Origin of the sequence: Leptonema illini DSM 21528 (genome assembly GCF_000243335.1) — a bacterium.
GTDB classification, from domain to species: Bacteria; Spirochaetota; Leptospiria; order Leptospirales; family Leptonemataceae; genus Leptonema; species Leptonema illini.
Window position 1 is genome coordinate 2,306,337 of sequence record NZ_JH597773.1, and the last position, 17,291, is coordinate 2,323,627.

Annotated in this window: 14 protein-coding genes; 11 read left to right on the plus strand and 3 right to left on the minus strand. The window is 53.5% G+C overall.

The features are described from left to right. Position 1: 1 nt before the first annotated feature. The 10 genes from LEPIL_RS10605 (at position 2) to LEPIL_RS10650 (ending at position 11,056) form a co-directional block, all read left to right on the plus strand. Complete coding sequence (locus LEPIL_RS10605; protein ID WP_002772471.1) at positions 2–1,570, plus strand: GMC family oxidoreductase; 1,569 nt, start codon at positions 2–4, stop codon at positions 1,568–1,570. Between the two features lie 46 nt (positions 1,571–1,616). Beyond that, complete coding sequence (locus tag LEPIL_RS10610) at positions 1,617–2,744, plus strand: acyl-CoA dehydrogenase family protein (protein WP_002772472.1); 1,128 nt, start codon at positions 1,617–1,619, stop codon at positions 2,742–2,744. Between the two features lie 2 nt (positions 2,745–2,746). After that, positions 2,747–3,709, plus strand: a complete 963-nt coding sequence (locus LEPIL_RS10615) for an NAD-dependent epimerase/dehydratase family protein (protein ID WP_002772474.1) — start codon at positions 2,747–2,749, stop codon at positions 3,707–3,709. Continuing rightward, positions 3,706–4,533 carry an SDR family NAD(P)-dependent oxidoreductase gene (locus LEPIL_RS10620; protein WP_002772475.1) on the plus strand — a complete coding sequence of 276 codons (828 nt, stop codon included), beginning with the start codon at positions 3,706–3,708 and terminating at the stop codon, positions 4,531–4,533. The genes LEPIL_RS10615 and LEPIL_RS10620 overlap by 4 nt, the downstream gene beginning before the upstream one ends. A gap of 6 nt (positions 4,534–4,539) precedes the next feature. Beyond that, positions 4,540–6,456, plus strand: coding sequence for an AMP-dependent synthetase/ligase (locus LEPIL_RS10625; protein ID WP_002772476.1), 1,917 nt, complete (start codon positions 4,540–4,542; stop codon positions 6,454–6,456). A 72-nt stretch (positions 6,457–6,528) separates the two neighbouring features. Next, positions 6,529–7,323, plus strand: coding sequence for an enoyl-CoA hydratase/isomerase family protein (locus LEPIL_RS10630; RefSeq protein WP_002772478.1), 795 nt, complete (start codon positions 6,529–6,531; stop codon positions 7,321–7,323). Positions 7,324–7,349: 26 nt separating this feature from the next. Beyond that, on the plus strand, positions 7,350–8,243 hold the full coding sequence (locus LEPIL_RS10635; RefSeq protein ID WP_002772479.1) for a bile acid:sodium symporter family protein: 894 nt from the start codon (positions 7,350–7,352) through the stop codon (positions 8,241–8,243). Further along, positions 8,224–8,802 (plus strand): TetR/AcrR family transcriptional regulator, encoded by a 579-nt coding sequence (locus LEPIL_RS10640; RefSeq protein WP_002772480.1) that lies wholly within the window; start codon positions 8,224–8,226, stop codon positions 8,800–8,802. The genes LEPIL_RS10635 and LEPIL_RS10640 overlap by 20 nt, the downstream gene beginning before the upstream one ends. 34 nt (positions 8,803–8,836) lie before the next feature. Further along, positions 8,837–9,844: an NAD-dependent epimerase/dehydratase family protein gene (locus LEPIL_RS10645; RefSeq protein ID WP_002772481.1), complete on the plus strand. Its 1,008-nt coding sequence runs from the start codon at positions 8,837–8,839 to the stop codon at positions 9,842–9,844. A gap of 135 nt (positions 9,845–9,979) precedes the next feature. Then, complete coding sequence (locus LEPIL_RS10650; protein ID WP_002772482.1) at positions 9,980–11,056, plus strand: hypothetical protein; 1,077 nt, start codon at positions 9,980–9,982, stop codon at positions 11,054–11,056. A 2-nt stretch (positions 11,057–11,058) separates the two neighbouring features. Here the strand turns inward: LEPIL_RS10650 and ttcA are convergent, their stop codons facing one another. The 3 genes from ttcA to LEPIL_RS10665 form a co-directional block, all read right to left on the minus strand. Then, on the minus strand, positions 11,059–11,859 hold the full coding sequence (ttcA, locus tag LEPIL_RS10655; RefSeq protein ID WP_002772483.1) for a tRNA 2-thiocytidine(32) synthetase TtcA: 801 nt from the start codon (positions 11,857–11,859) through the stop codon (positions 11,059–11,061). Positions 11,860–12,094: 235 nt separating this feature from the next. Then, entirely contained in the window at positions 12,095–13,456 is a 1,362-nt protein-coding gene (ltrA, locus tag LEPIL_RS10660; RefSeq protein ID WP_002769328.1) for a group II intron reverse transcriptase/maturase, read from the minus strand. A 1,785-nt stretch (positions 13,457–15,241) separates the two neighbouring features. After that, positions 15,242–16,087 (minus strand): early set domain-containing protein, encoded by an 846-nt coding sequence (locus LEPIL_RS10665; protein ID WP_169314809.1) that lies wholly within the window; start codon positions 16,085–16,087, stop codon positions 15,242–15,244. A 56-nt stretch (positions 16,088–16,143) separates the two neighbouring features. On the opposite strand from LEPIL_RS10665, the gene LEPIL_RS23935 reads away from it, so the two are divergent. Then, positions 16,144–17,291 (plus strand): hypothetical protein (locus tag LEPIL_RS23935; protein WP_246811968.1); only part of this gene is annotated, 1,148 nt, incomplete at its 3' end.

Below are 17,291 nucleotides of genomic sequence, written 5' to 3' on the forward strand. Positions count from 1 at the left end.
TATGAATAATCCCTATGCAAATGCTATCGATGCCTCCAGGCTCGAAAAAGATATCACTCTTGAAGCGGATGCCGTCATCGTCGGCAGCGGCGCCGGAGGAGGCATCACGGCTGAAATCCTGACACGTGCCGGATTTCGCGTCATCATCATCGAAGAAGGAGGTCTTGCGCAGCGCGAAGATTTCAAGCTGAAAGAGATGGAGACGTTTCAAAAGCTTTATTACGATGGCGGCAATCGCTCAACCAAAGGGCATGAGTTTTCCGTGGCACAGGGCCGCACGGTCGGAGGCTCAACCGTCGTTAACTGGACGACCTGCCTGCGCACTCCGCCGCAGACATTCGACTTCTGGAAGAGTCAGCTGAAAATCGAGGGCTATTCATCAGAGGAGATGGCTCCTTTCTACGACTGGGCCGAAAAACGCCTGCACGTTACCGACTGGACGGCGCATAACGCAAACAACAGCCTGCTTGCCACAGGCGCTGAAAAACTCGGTTGGTCTTATCGCAATATTCCGCGGAACGTGAAGTCCTGCTTTGCTCTGGGTTTCTGCGGCCTTGGATGCCCTACCGACGCGAAGCAGAGCATGCTCATCACGACCATTCCTGAAGCTCTGAAAAGGAATGCTACGCTTCTCTATCGCAGCCGCGCCGTTCGCTTCGAATGGAAGGGCGATCGAATTAACGAGCTTCTCTGCCATGCACTCAATCCAGAAGGCACTGCTGAACAATCGGTGAAGATTCGCATTCGTGCGAGACTCTATGTTTCAAGCGCCGGCGCCATAAACACGCCTGCCCTGCTACTGCGATCGGGCCTTCCAGATCCGCATGCCCTCACGGGGAAACGTACGTTTGTGCAGATGCATAACTATTCGATCGCTATCATGCCCGATGCGATCGCACCGTTCACGGGAGCCCCGCAGTCGGTGGCGTCGGATCATTTTCTCTTTGCCGACGGAGTGAGCGGTCGCGCTGGATATAATATCGAAGCCGTCGGCGCGCAGCCTGTGGTGATGATGAATTTCCGCAAGATCGTGGGCAATGACTTCGAGCAGTACGCACGCAATCTGTCGCGAGTGCATATCCTCGTTTCGCAGATTCGTGACGGATTCAGCGAGCAGAGCCAGGGTGGCGTCGTTTCGCTCAATGAACGAGGACAGGGCATACTGGACTATCCGTTCAGCGATTTCATCAAAGACGGCATCCGACGTTCCTATCTGTCGATGGCCGAATGCCAGTTCGCCGCCGGAGCCGAAGAGGTGACTCCGGCGAACAACGATGTTCGGCCCTTCCGCTCGTGGAACGATGCGAAAGAGGCGATCACAGATATGCCCATCCGATCGCCCAACACATTCGTCAACTCCACACATCCACTTGGAGGTTGCGCCATGGGTGTAGACGAGCGAACGTCGGTCGTCGACACACACGGACGTCATCACCATATAGCGAATCTGGCCGTTATCGACGGCTCTCTCTTCCCGACCGGTCTTGGCGTTAACCCGAGTCTTACGGTTTATGCCGTCGCCGCAAAACTCGCGAGGTTTCACAGTAACGAATTAAGACGGATGATATGAAAACCCTCCCGGGTAACGGTTTAACGACAGCATAAGGAGAATACAGATGGACTTTTACTTTAACGAATCACAACAGGCCTTGCAGAAAGAGGTAGAGGCCTTTGCCCGCGAGGCCGCTCTCAATCCGCTGCGGATCATCGAAGAAGAGCAGAGCGTTTTCTGCTGGGACGTACTGCACGAGCTCGGGCGTCGCGGCTGGACAGGCGTCATCGTTCCCGAAAAGTACGGCGGCATGGGAAAAGGGGCCATCGAATACTCCATCATCATGGAAGAAACGGCCGCCGAGATGATCTACGGACCTCAGAACCTTGTTCAGGCGCAGCAGGGGCTTCTTGCTATGGGAACGGATCGACAGAAAGAAAAGTATCTGCCCGCTCTGGCCAGCGGAGAGATGCTTGCGGCGCAGGCCATCTCTGAACCCGATGCAGGCTCATCCTTCGAGAACATTCAGACGATCGCCGAAAAATCGGGGGACTCCTATATCGTAAACGGCCTGAAGGTGCATATCAATCTGGGCGAAGAAGCCGGCATGCTCATGGTTCTTGTGAAGACGGCCAACGGATTAACCGAACTGATCGTCGACAAGAATACTCCGGGCATCAGCTATAAGAAGCAGGACCCTATCGGCCTGCGTTCCGCCCCCATGTATGACATCATCTTCGAGAACTGTCGCGTTCCGGCCGAGAATCTTCTCGGTCGCGATGGTCGCGGCATCGAGACTTTTCTCGCGATCTTCAAGCTCAGCCGACTCGGCGTCGCCTCGCAGCTCATCGGAGTGGCGAAAGGATGTCTTGCCCGCGCCGTAGAATTCACGAAAAGCCGCAAGGTCGGTAAAAACCGCGTCAGCGACTTTCAGGGTATACAGTGGATCATAGCGAAGCTGACGGCCGAACTGGAAGCGGCCAAACTTGCGCGAAACAAGGCCGCCTGGCTGCACGATCAACGTCGCAAACATGATCTCGAAACGTCGATTGCCAAGTATCTGGCCGGCGTCGTCGCCGACGAAACGGTGAACAAGGCCTTTACGATGACGGGAAGCCATGCCTGCTACCGCGATAAGCCGTACGATCGCTATGTTCGCGAAGTGAAGTCGCTTCTCGCAGGCGGCGGAAGTTCCGAGGTCATGTTGAACAACATCTCGCGTGAGGTGTTGCGTCCCTCTTACAGGTTCTGAAAATGAAGTACGATAAGATCACTCTCGTCACGGGCGCCGGCGGATTTATCGGCTCGCATATCGTCAGCCTTCTGGCAGACTCAGGCATCACCGTGCGCGCCACCGACATGAGGGCGCCGGCCCGACTGCCCGACGGCGTTCAGTTCATGAAGGCCGATCTGCGCAACCGCGACGACGTGACGCCGCTTCTTGAAGGGGTCGACCGCATCTTTCATGTTGCCGGCATCTGCAATCTGAGCACGCCTTATGAGAAGCTCAGACCTGTAAACGTTCATGCCGTCGATGTCATCACCGAGCTCGCCATGAAAAGGCAGGTGCGGCGTTTTGTGCATATGAGTTCGAGCAGCGTTTATGGACTGTATAACGGTACTGCCTTCTCTGAAGAGGCGCCCTGTCGTCCCGCCGATAGCTACGGACAGAGCAAGTTCGACGGTGAATCGATTGTGCGTCGACGCATGGCCGAAGGACTGCAGGCCGTAATCCTGCGTCCCTGTACGGTCTACGGGCCTGGATGCAACGATGGCGCGGGCAAGGTATTCTCTCGTCCCTCTGACATTCCAGGAATTCCAGGAAACGGCAAGCAGAAACTGGCAAACGTTCGCGTCGAAGACGTGAGCAACGCGGCCATCTTTCTCTCTCAGCGAGACGATGCGGCCGGGCACATTTTCAACGTATCTGACGATTCGTCCCCCACGCTTGAAGAGGCGCTACGCCTTTCGGCTCAGGTATTCCGGTCCAGGATCAAACCCATACATGTTCCGCTGGCACTGTTAAAGATCGTCGCCCGCGTTGAAGGGGTCATTGCGGCTCTTCGTGGTAAGATTCCCGATCTCGAGCTGGAAGCCGTTAAATACCTCTATTCTGATTATATAATGGATAACTCTAAACTAAAAAAACACGGATACAAACTATTGTTCCCTGCATTCGATACGTCGATGCAGGAACTGGGGGAGAGATTAAAATGAAAAAGGTCATCGTGATCAGCGGAATCGGCCAGGGGATGGGAAGAGAAGTCGCCCTGCTCCTATCTAAGCGGGATTATATACTGTGCGGTTTTGATATCGACGCCGAAGCGATCCGCACATTAGGCGAAGAGCTTACCGCTCAGAAAGTCGAGCATCTGCTTGAGAGTTTTGATATCACCGACGCGAAGCGGCTTCAGAAGTTCCGCGATAGCGTAATCGCACGTCACGGCCACGTCGACACCGTTCTCTCGAACGTAGGCATCGGCTTCTTTGGCGCCTTCGAAGAAGTGGATCTGGAACGAGCCCTGCAATGCTTTAACATCAACGTCATCGGATGCGCCCGCCTCTTCCAGCTCTTTCTGCCGGGTATGCGCGAACGGCGTGCCGGTAAGCTTGTCGCCATGTCTTCCCTTGTCGGCCAGATCCCCTTTCCTTTCGAGTCGATCTATTCGTCGTCGAAATTCGCCATCGAAGGGCTTGTTCAATCGATTCGCTTTGAGGTGCAGCCTTATAATATCGAAGTAGCGCTGATAGAGCCGGCACAGGTATCGACAGGATTCGCCGCTAAGGTTCACAGGCTTCCGCATCCGGCCTCGCCTTACTTTGAACGTGTTCGCAGGTTCCTCGAACGCGATAAAGAGCTGATCAAAACGGCGACGAAACCAAACGAAGCGGCGCCCCGCATCGTAGCCGTGCTTGAAGCGAAGCGACCGTCTCTGTTCAATCAGGTGGATGGCATGAGCACCTTCTTCCTTTTTTTAAACAGGATTCTGCCTCTTAAGTTGCGCGATTTCATCCTGCTCAATCACATGGATATCAGGTAACGATCTATGGAACTTTCCGTTCGCTCTCACTATCATCTTCTGAAAAAGGCCGATGAACTGTACGGCGACAGTCCCGCTCAGTACGTTAAGAGTTCGAAGAAAGAATACTCGCCTTTCTCTTTTCGTGAATTTACGGCCGAAAGCCGGTCGCTATCAAAGGCCCTGCTTACCCTTGGAGCGAAACATGGCGATCGTATCGGAATCATCGCCGACGTCGGACCGAGATGGCTTCGCGTCAGCATGGCCATCACGTCTATCGGCTGCGTCGACGTTCCTCGCGGAAGCGACGCCACTGCCGATGATATCACCTACATCCTCAATCATGCGGAATGCACTATGCTTTTCGTTGAAAACGAGAAGGTGCTTGCGAAGTTTCTTCCTGTCATCAAGTCGATTGCAACGATTCGCGAGATCATCCTCTTTTCGGGTAACGCCGCTTCAGGAGATCTGAAGGTTCGCACGATTGAAGAACTCATTCAATCGGTAGCGACTGACGACTCCCTCGAAAAGGAATACGCCCGGCGCGGCGAAGCAGTGAAGCCGGACGATCTGGCAACGATCATCTACACGTCCGGAACGACCGGCGTCCCCAAGGGCGTCATGCTCACGCATGGCAGTATGCTCTGGGAGGTCGCCACGCTGCATAAGGAATTCGTGAAGACCGGCGTGACGGTGGGCAGAGGCGACATTACGATGGGCTTTCTTCCGCCGTGGCATAGCGGCGAACGCATGTTCGAAACGATCTGCTTTTACAGCGGAGCGGCCGTCGCCTTCACCACCGTTGCCGAGCTGGCACGAGATCTGAAAGCGATACGCCCCACCTTTCTCTTCACCGTTCCGCGAGTGTGGGAGAACTTCTACGGCAAGATACTTGATCAATTAAAGGGAAGTGCGGCCTTTTCTCGTTTTCTGTTTCAGCTATTCGTGAAAACGGCCTGCTCGTTTCGCGCAGCCCTTGATACGGTGCTTGATCGTCAGGTCCGTCTGACGGCAAGTCGCAGCCTGAGTGAGTTAGTCAAAATCCCCGTTGCTGCGCTGATCGTGCTTGCTCTGCTTCCCGTCGCACTTATCGCGCGACTCTTTCTTCGTAAGATTCTGGCTGTTCTCGGCGGTCGTGTTCGCTTCGCCTTCGCCGGAGCCGGAGCACTTCAACCCGAAGTCGATCGCTTCTTCCACTCGATCGGTCTGCCGCTTCTTGAAGTCTATGGCATGACCGAAAACTCCGGTGTGTCGACGATACGCCATCTGAACCGCTTCGTCACGGGAACGGTCGGCCGACCGTTAACAGGCGTCGAGATCAGATTGGTTAACGACAGAAAAGAAACGATCACCGAACCCGGTATTAAAGGCGTCGCCCTGCATAGAGGCCCGCATAACATGAAAGGATACTACAGAGAACCCGAAAAGACGGCTGCCATCATCGATGCAGAGGGCTGGTTGAATTCCGGCGACCTGCTGATGTGGACGGCACAGGGCGACCTGAAATTCGCGGGTCGGGCCAAAGATACGATCGTACTCTCCGGAGGTGAAAACGTCGAACCGGAGCCTATAGAGAATTCACTCAAGCAGAGCGAATACTTCACGCACGTCGTCGTTGTCGGGCAGGATCGCAAGACCCTGGGAGCCCTGATTGTACCAAAGCGCGAAAAACTGCTTCCTTTATTGAACGGCAGCGCCCCCTCCGATCCAGAACGGCTGGAAGAGGCGCTCAACCAAAGCGAAGAGATCGCAAAGCTTGTGCGCGAAGAAATCAAGAAATACGTTTCTCAGGAGACGGGCTACAAGGCCTTCGAGCGCGTGACGACATTTCATATTCTTGGCGGTGATTTCACCGTTAACGACGAACTCACACAAACACAAAAAGTGAAGCGGAACCGGGTGCAGGAAAAATACAGCAAAGAAATCGATCGCATGTTCTCGTGAACATGGTCGATTTTTGCGGAGGTACCGGAAGATCCGGTGCCTCCGCGCTGACGGGGCGAACAGGAGCAAGTCATGTATAACTACAAAAAATGGATCGTAGCAAAAGACGAAGAGAATCATTCCATCTCTCTTATTCTGAATCGTCCGGATCGCATGAACGTCTTTGATCTGGAATCGCTTGACGAACTCGTAGACCTCTGCGAGCGCATTGATAACGATCCGTCTATCTGGGTCGTAATCGTTTCGGGCGAAGGAACACATTTCTCAGCCGGCATGGATACCGACATACTCAAGCAGATTACCGACGTAAGCGAAGATGATTTCCGATCGAATATGCGGCATATGCAGGAGTGCTTTGATCGGTTTGAGCGCCTGAAAAAACCGACGATCGCAAAGATAAAAGGATTCTGCATGGGAGCCGGCTTTATGTTCTCTCTGTGCTGCGATTTTCGCATAGCGAGCGAGAAATCGGTCTTCTGCATGCCTCTCGTTAAGCTCGGCTTAACGGTGCTTATGGGCACGCAACGCATCACCCGTCTGACGGGAATCCAGCGCGCAAAAGAGATCGTCTTGCTTGCTGAAAAATTTAACTCAGAGAAGGCCCTTGAATACGGCCTGATAAACAGAGTGGTTCCGCCCGATCAGCTCGACGACGCCGTCAAAAAGCTGGCCGAAAAATTTCTGCGTCTCGCACCGCGCACGATCGGCATCACGAAGCAGGTCATCGGCCAGGGAGCCTTCCTGCCGATCCGCGATAGCGAGGATCTTGAGATTGACCTTCAGGCCTCTATCCTTGACAGTGCCGATCTTCGCGAGGCGATGACTTCTTACCTCGAAAGCAAGAAGCCGACCTTCACAGGTTATTGACAGATTAGAGGAGCGGCCACGCAACCATGGAACAGAGCTTCATTACAACAATACTGCTGCCGGTCTCTCTCGGCATCATCATGCTGGGCCTGGGGCTCACGCTCACGCCCGACGATTTTCGCCGGGTTTTTAAGTATCCGCGAGCCGTGTTTATAGGACTTCTCGTTCAGCTTGTCGCCCTGCCCCTTCTCTGTCTGATGCTCGTAAAGGTTCTGCGAACCGACCCGGTGATCGCCGTAGGCTTCATGGTGCTTGCCGCCTCTCCTGGCGGTACCACGGCAAGCCTCTACAGTCATCTGTTCAAAGGCGACGTCGCCCTGAACATCACACTGACCGCAGTCAATTCTGTCGTAAGCCTCTTTACGATGCCGCTTGTCGTTAACCTGGCACTGATGATCTTTCTCGGCGACGGTAAAACGCTGCCGTTACAGCATGCGAAGGTAATGCAGGTATTCGCTATCGTTCTCACGCCGATGACGATCGGCATGATCATACGACATCGCTTTCCCGAGGCGTCAAAAAGGCTTTATCGACCCGTAAAAATCGCATCGGCCCTCTTTCTTGTCTTGATCATCGCCGGCGCCATCGCCCAGGAAAGCCAGAACTTCGTGAAGTTCTTTCGCGAGGTCGGAGCGACGGCTCTGCTTTTCAACCTCACGAGCATGGCCGTCGGATACATGATTCCGCTTATCACCGGCCTGAACAAAGGCGAGGCCATCGCCATCAGCATGGAGATCGGTATTCACAACGCCGCCTTCGCCATTACGATTGCAGCAAGCCCGATGCTGCTCAACAACGGCATGATGGCCGTACCGCCCGCCGTTTATGGGTTGATAATGATGTTTACAGCGGCGGGATTCGGCTTTCTCGTATCCAGAAAACACGACAAAGAAGACGAAAATGCTAAAACCTCCGCATGATTCCGAGAAGAAGTTAGCCATCGAAGAGGCGGCCCTTGAACTATTTACGAAGCAGGGCTTCGGAAGTACGACCGTCCCCTCGATCGCCGAAAAAGCACGAGTCGGATCGGGCACCATATACCGTTACTTCGAAAGCAAAGAAGAACTCGTTAACAGAATCTTCCAGCAATGGCAGGAGCGTTTATATCATGCTCTTACCGATGCATATCCCGAGAAAGGCTCGACCCGAGAAAAGTACGATCATATCTGGGGCAGGCTTGCGGCATTTCAGAAGAATTACCCCGTCGCCTTTGACTTTCTCGAGATGATGTATTATACGCCGCATCTCGACCGGGAGAGCAAAAGCGGCAGACTCAGGCTACTGAAGTTTCTTAACCAGCTCGTTCACGAAGGAAGAGAAGAGTTCCGGCCGTTATCGTCCGACGCTCTCATCGCCATCGTATGGGGCGCATTCGTCGGCCTCGTCAGAGCATCCACCACGGGACGCATCAGTCTCGACGACGATCTGCTTAACGAATCACGAGAAGCGATCTGGAAGGGTATCATTCACACAAGATGAAACAGAAAAGCGAAACGTATAACAGGGAGCATCTATGAAAATCAGAGAACCGGTAGTCGTTACGGGAGCCGACGGATTGCTCGGTCGACACATGGTGAACCGTCTTCTTCGCGAGGGCGTGCGAGTTCGTGCCCTGCTTATGCCGGGGCAGAACCCAGATCCACACTGGACCGACGGGCATTATAAACAGAAGGCCGAGGTTTTCTTCGGTGACATACGCAAGCCCGAAACCCTTATCGCCCTCATGCACGGAGCGGGAACCATCTGTCATAATGCGGCCATCGTGACCGACTGGGCTCCGGCCCGGGATTATTTCGACGTGAACGTCGAAGGAACGCGAAACCTGCTCGATCTTGCGGTAAAAGAAAACGCGCGCTTTCTCGTCGCCTCAAGCGTTACGGTCTACGGCGACAAGCTTGCAAAAATCCCCTGCGATGAAACGACGTCTCATGGAAAACCGCAGGGGCACTACAGCCGCACCAAGCAGATCCAGGAAACGCTCTGCATGCAGTATTACCGCGAGAAAGGGTTACCCGTAACGGTGATCCGACCCGGAAATATTATCGGCACAGGCAGCAAACCGTGGATTCATGATCTGCTCGACCAGATGTCGCGAAGACTGCCCACCATCATAGGCAGCGGCAACGTCAGCTTTGCTCTCTGTCACGTCGAAAACGTCGTCGAGGTTTTCTATCTCGCCATGCAGAATGAAAAAGCCATCGGGCAGATCTACAATGGATGGGACGATCTTGAAAAGATCACCTGGAAGCAGTACGTAACGGATCTTGCAAAGATTGCCGGCTACGGCAAGCAGAAGACGTTGCCGCTTGCGCTGGCCCGCGCTACGGCCTACGTCTGCGAAGGCATCTGGAGCATTCTCAGAATCCGCCACAGGCCTCCGGTAACTTTTCAGGCTCTGAACCAGGTTGCCTCTCCGATGCGGCTTTCCAACAGTAAAATCAAGCAGGATCTCGGCTATAGAGACATCGTAGACTACGACGATGCGATGAAGGAGATAGCGAAGTATCTACAGGTAATCTAAAAACCTGCATCCGTATTCAAGGCCCCTGTTACACCGGACCTTCCAGATTCAGCCTCGTATCGTAGAAATGTACCTTACAGATCAGACAACGCAAAAAGTCTTTGCATAATTCACGCTATTTCTGGATGAAAGTCTATGATCAAACATTCTTATGCACTATTGCTTGTTCTGTTGTTTTCCCCGCTCGCCGTCAGCGCCGAGGGTATGGCCGAAATCGGCATAAAAGCGGCCATTTCGGGCAACTCCGAAATGGCCGACCTTGCCCTTGAAGATGCATTCTACTATGGCTCGGTAAACGGCGCCGTGGCCGATCAAACGCTGGGCAGTCGCAAGGTGACTCCCTCCTACGGACTTAATCCGTACTTCGACTTTAAGTTTATATCTGACAGCCCCGTTGGAGCCTTCATCGGTTTCGGAGCCGATATAGGCAGCCAGGAAAGCAAGTCGACCGCTTATTCAGCCCCTCTGACCCCCGGCTACTTCAGCTATAGCGAGCAGACTTACAGTATTGAAGAAACAAACTTCAGCCTCTATTTCGGTCCATCCTTCACGATCGACAAAAAGTTTTACATCCTGCCCTCGGTCGGCTATCGCTATCACGAGATTCAGGGCACAAACAGTGTGCTCGATTACTGGTACAATTCGATCGCAGGCGTCGGCGCGACGCAGATAAACGATAATACGATGAAAGGCAAAGCGAAAGGGACGACTCTCGGCCTGGACTTTCGTTACAAGATCAGTCGGCTGTACGAGGTATATGGCGGCTATACCTACAACTACTCTGTAAGCGGTTTCATGAACTGGGACGAACTGACGGGCCCGTCAGGCTCCTCAAGCAGCTCCGGTGGATCAGGCGGATCTTCGAGCCTGAATCCACACAACGGTCTCGGCGTTTACAACTATCAAATCGGCGGAATGACCATTCCCTTTCTTACGATTCCCGTGCTTCCTTCGTCCGGGTACATTCTGAAAGGAGGCACCTACACATACGGAATCCGCTACAACATGACACGCGGTTCTTATATTAGAATCGGAATCGAAAGCGAACGTACTCTCGTTACGTATGACGGATACATGCGTCATCAATTCGGATTAGGCGGCCCCTTTATCACGCTGCTTGACGACGACCTGCTGACGGACTATCTGATCTATAACAAGCAGAGACGGCGCTTTTCAGATTCCATCGTTTTTGCCATCGGCGCTATCTTCTGATTTCACATCAGCGGGACTTTATTCTCTTCAAAGCGGCTCTCGATTCCGAACCGCTTCTGTGAATCCACGTCAAGCAGTTCTTCAACGGCCACCCTGCCCAGGGCGGCAAAAAGAGACTGCTTGACGACCGGATAACGCTTCTCCAGATCGACAAGAAGATCGGCCACCTCCTTGCGTTTCAGGCCTTCCTGTGAACCGCAGAGATTACATGGCAGCAGCTTCCATCCGGAAAGAGAAACATACTCACGAATCCACTCCTCGTGCACGGAGGTCAGAGGACGGATCACGCGTAGATCATTGTCGCGGATCGTGTAAACGGCCGGCATGCCCCCAAGCTTGCCGGCGAACATAGCGTTGAGAAGAAAGGTGTGGATCATATCCTCCCTGTGATGCCCGAGAGCGATGACGTTACAGTCTCGCTCACGCGCAAGTCGGTATAGGATGCCCCGACGCAGGCGACTGCAGACGGCGCAATAAGTCTTACCGGGAGCGGTTTTCTCAAGAACGATATCGTAGGTATTCTGGTGCTCGATATGATACGGAACCGCCCATGCCTCAAGCTGCTCGATAAGCGGCGCAGCATCGTATCCGGGCTGCCCCTGGTCGACGTTTACGGCCAGAAGATCAAAATGTACCGGAGCCTTCTTCTGAAAATCAAGAAGCATGCGTAAAAGGAGCAGACTGTCCTTGCCGCCACTCACAGCAACGAGGATGCGATCGCCTTCTCGAATCATATCGAAACGATCGATCGTTTTTCCCATCTCACGGTTGATCTTTGAATAAAGTGCCTCAAGCGCCGCCATGCCTCCGCTTTTTCATACTCGGGCATCCGGTCGCTCATTTTTCTGATGCTCTGATACAGGAATACCAGGACAATCTACCACAGAGGTCGCAGAGAACACGGAGAAGAAGCCATAAGAGTTTAAACCAGTAGAGTAGAGAGGGTGCCGGAAGCCCGGCAGCCCTCCCCCTCGTCAAACCGGACGTGCAGATTTCCCGCATCCGGCTTTCCCGAAAACAGACCATCCCAGAGCGTATTCATTTGAGATAGAGCAGTCCCATTTTGCTTATCTGGGAGTAGAAGCTCACACCATTCGGCGGGCGAAAACCACGCTGACTTCTTCTCTTTAAATGCACTGTTAAGCGATGAACTGTATAGGAGTTGACTTTTCTAAAGGAAGCCGCTGGATAACCGAAGCGAAAATAATTTGACCAGCCGACAAGGGTTCTGTTGATACCGCCTATCATCTCATCAATAGGTTGATAGCACATCTTCTTGCCCGTCATGATCTTAAGCCTATCCCGCATCCGCTGCACGGCTTTCTTAGAGGGTAACACATTCAAATAGTCTCGATTTCTGCCCTTGAGATCGCGATCAAACCGAAAGGTAAACCCGAGAAAATCCAGACTCGCTTTCTTCTCCTTCAAGTTGACTGTCTTCGTCTTGTCACGATTGATCTTAAGACCCATGCGGGCTTCAATGAATCCCTCAACAAAATCGGTGAGGCGATCCGATTGATACCGGGCCAACACGACAAAGTCATCCGCATAACGAACAAGTTTTGCGTTGGCCCACACAGCGGGTCCGTTACGACCATGAAACACCTTATCGAAGTAATGTAGAAACAGGTTCGCGAGCAGCGGGGAGATCACTCCCCCCTGAGGCGTTCCCTGTTTCGATCTTGCGATGCGTGGTGGACTCCCTTTATCGTCGGGGGGTTCAACCACAGGCGTCTTCAACCACATCCGGATCAGTCGCAAGACCGACCTGTCACTGATTCTCTGCTCAACGCAGAGAATCAGTTTGTCATGTGGGATGGAATCGAAGTATCCTTTGAGATCAGCATCATATACAGCCTGAAAACCCGACAGAATATGACTTCTGATTTCTGCGAGCGCTGTATGTGCAGATCTTTTCGGTCTGAACCCGTAGGAACAGTCGAGAAAATCAGCCTCATAGATAGGCTCGATAATCAGGAGAGTCGCCATTTGCACGACTCGGTCTTTAATCGTCGGAATGCCAAGAGGACGGCGTCTTCCATCCGGCTTCGCAATATACTTCCTGCGGACCGGGCTTGGTCTGTACGTCTTCTCTTTCAGTTCCTTCTGTATCGATTCAAGAAATGCTTTCGCACCTCCTTTGCTGTTCTCAATTTGTTTGAAGGTTATCCCGTCAACGCCGGGAGAACCGCGATTCGCTTTCACTCGTGAATACGCCGCCTCCAGAACGTCCATCCTGAAGATACGATCATAAAGCACGTAAAATTTGAAGCGTGGTTCGTTCCTCGCCTTGTGATAGAGTTTCGATCTCAAAAGAGCGAGCTTCTCGGAAAGTCCCTTCTGGTTAAGCGGTATCGCTGCCTCAGTTCCCTTTCCTTCTTCCGTAGAGGATGTTTCCATCAAGCGGTCTTACTCCTTTTCTTATCCAAACTTGTTTTCGGCAGAGTCCCTTCGCTCCACCGGAATTACCCGACTTCCTCGCTACTATGGACTCCTCCGACTCCCGATGAGGATGAGTCACAGTTATGGATTCCTGTCACTCGTTGCCGAATCCCTCACCGGGCCTCCCAGGTTCCTCATGTCTTCCTTCTGCAAGTGCTATCCGCTCTGACCCCGAGCAGCCAGTCGGGTGCTAACCATTGCTTCCCCGACCGTGTCAGGCTTCACCAACTCCGAGAGGCTGGCCGCTGCTAATGGTGTAACGAGGCTCATGTCGGTTCACTTTTGTTACGGCCCTTACATTTGATCCGCGTGGCTTCACCCAAATGGATTACTCCAGCAGATGCACGCTTCACTACCCGCCGAATGGCTAATTGCGGGGTGGGTACCTTTCAACCCACGGGAGAACACAGGCTTATCCTGGCGCACCGGAGGCACGGAGAAAATCCCCGGAATTTCTTTCGCGATTTTTGCGTCTTTCGCGGTCAAGAATGTCTTCCTCGTCTCTCCGCGATCTCAGAGCCCTCCGCGGTTAACTCTCTTTGCCACGATTACGCGAGAAAACTCAAAAAATTCTACCACAGAGGCCACAGGGGACACTGAGAAGAGCAGAGAGAGGGTTGTCGAAATGGACCGCGTTAAATTTTCCGGTCTTTTCCTTTTCCGCGCTTTCCGCGTATTTCGTGGACTCAAAAACCCTTACTCTTCTCTCTGTCTTCCCCCGTGTCTCCGTGGTTATTCTTTCTTTTCTTTCTATCCAGTGCAGAAAAAATCTAAGAGTTTGAACCACGGAGGCACGGAGCAAAACCGATAGGAGGGTTTTGATTGATTTAAATTTAACTTTGTCTTATTAAGACTGGCGTCCCATGAAGAATTCCGAAAAATCATGTTGACCGCGAAAAGCGCGAAATGCGCGAAAACGATCCGGAAAGCTTTCGGTTTCTGAGCCTTTCCTCTCCGCTCCCTCTGATCCCTCTGATCCCTCGGCTGTTAACCTTCCCCCAGCAATGCAAAAAAAACCACCAGAGAGAGCACAGTATGAGGATTATAGAAATCTGTGTCGTTATAGTCTCTTCTCTTTTCTTCTTTCGCGTTTTCGTGGACAAAAAACTCTTACTCTTCTGTCTGTCTTCCCCCGTGTCTCCGTGGTTATTCTTTCTTCTCTTTCTATCCAATACAGGAAAACCATACGACCCTGAACCACGGAGGCGCGGAGAAAATCCCGGGTTTGCTTTCGCGCCTTTCGCGTATTTCGCGAACCCAAAAACTCTCTCTTCTTCTCTCCCCTCCGCGAACTCAGAGGCCTCCGCGGTTAAACCTCTCCGCTGCGACAATGCTGCGAGAAACACCAGAAGAATCTACCACAGAGGTCACAGAGAACACGGAGAAGAAGCCATAAGAGTTTAAACACGGAAGCCACGGAGAAAATCACGGATTTGCTTTCGCGCTTTTCGCGTATTTCGTGGACAAAAAAACTCTCTCTCTTTCGCTCTTCCTCCGCGACCTCAGAGGCCTCCGCGGTTAAACCTCTCCGCTGTGACGATGCGAGAAAACCCAGAAGAATCTACCGCTGAGGTCGCAGAGAACACGGAGAAAACCCTAAGAGGGTAAACCACGGAGGCACGGAGAAAATCCGGGGTTTGCTTTCGCGCTTTTCGCGTACTTCGTGGACAAAAACTCTCTCTTCTTCTCTCCGCGCTCTCAGAGACCTCCGCGGTTAAACCTCTTTGAAACAAGAGAACCCATCTATTCCACGTTCAGCTTTGAATAGCTCTCCTTCAGGCCGGCATGGTACGAGACCGACTCATTAAACGGATCAAGGATCCATCGTCCGTCAACCACGATGCGATACATGTACTGGCCCGGAAGCAGCCTCATACGCAGACGATACACGCCGTCCGCTCCGCGGCGCAGCAGGTCGCTTTCCGGATTCCAGTGGTTGAAGTCTCCGACGATCGATACGTTTTCAATGCGCTCCAGGCGCGCCCGGCTTAACAGACGGGATTCGTGAACGGCGAATTCGACGAGACGCAAATCCCCCGTGCGCTTTTCGGGAAGGATGCGCGGGCCGGCCAGCCTGTCGGGCGGTTCCTGATCGAGATGGAAGACCGATACCATTCCTCCGGTACCATCTTCCTCTGAATATTGCAGCGGGTCGTGAGTCCAGAGTCCGTCGACGTTGAAGCGGTATCTGTAAACCGATGCACGCTCCCCTTCTTCCATCTCGCGAACGGGAATCATAACATAGAAAACGCCATGCCGGTTTCGTTCCATGATCAGCCGATTCCAGCCCGAGAAATCACCGGCCAGGAAAACATGCTTCGCCTTCAGATCGCGATATGTAAAGAGGATGCCTTTACGATAGAAATGCCCTGAGCCTGAATAACTCTTCCAATCGAGCAACTGAATGCGCCGCGGCGGAACCGGCCGTCTGAGATTGCGCAGCTGCTGTAGCTGATAGACCTTTTCTTCGACGTCTGAAACGGCGTACTGCAGGGCCTCCGAGCTGTATGTGGATTCATCTCTTCCCGCGAGAGAACCTGTCGCAAGTAGAAAGACAATTATTGCCGACCAAAACGTTTTCTGTGCCATTTCCATAATAGTGTCGATAAAAGAATGCAGAACCCTGAAGTAGTTTCTAAAGACGTATGGCCGATCAGATCACCTACACGGATGAGCAGCAAAAACGCATAGAGAATCTGCTCGAAGAACTCGACAGACCGCCGGCAGAGGTCTTCTTCCCGCTGGCGGAGCAATATCTGCGCGACATCGAGCCCTATCTATCGGATGCAGAGCGTCTGGCTGCCGGTATTCCCGTAAAATCCGAGGAACCCGAAACCACCGATCTCGGTGATCTTGGCGGTGCCGATCTCGGTGATCTCGGCGGGACCGATCTCGGTGATCTCGGCGGGACCGATCTCGGTGATCTTGGCGGTGCCGATCTCGGCGATCTTGGCGGTGCCGATCTCGGTGATCTCGGCGGCTCAGATCTTGGTGATCTCGGCGGAGCCGATCTCGGTGATCTCGGCGGTGCGGATCTCGGTGATCTCGGCGGAGCCGATCTCGGTGATCTCGGCGGTGCGGATCTCGGTGATCTCGGCGGTGCCGATCTCGGTGATCTCGGCGGTGCCGATCTTGGCGATCTTGGCGATCTTGGCGATCTCGGCGGTGCCGATCTCGGTGATCTTGGCGGTGCCGATCTTGGTGATCTTGGCGGGACCGATCTTGGTGATCTTGGCGGTGCCGATCTCGGTGATCTTGGCGGTGCTGATCTCGGTGATCTCGGTGGAGCCGATCTCGGTGATCTTGGCGGTGCCGATCTCGGTGATCTTGGCGGTGCCGATCTCGGTGATCTCGGCGGTGCCGATCTTGGCGATCTTGGCGGAGCCGATCTCGGGGATCTTGGCGGTGCCGATCTCGGTGATCTCGGCGGGACCGATCTCGGCGGTGCCGATCTCGGTGATCTCGGCGGTGCGGATCTCGGTGATCTCGGCGGTGCCGATCTCGGTGATCTCGGCGGTGCCGACCTCGGTGATCTTGGCGGTGCCGATCTCGGGGATCTCGGCGGGGCCGATCTTGGCGATCTTGGCGGTGCCGATCTCGGGGATCTTGGTGGTGCCGATCTCGGTGATCTCGGCGGGGCCGATGATAGTGCAGGGTTAGTACCCGATGATTCCTTTCCGGGACTTGACGCTGGCCTTGATAACGACAGCTTCGACACAGGCGGATTCGAATCGGCGGGATTCGATACCGGTGATTTCGGCGGAGACGGACTCGGTCTCGATACATCGGACCT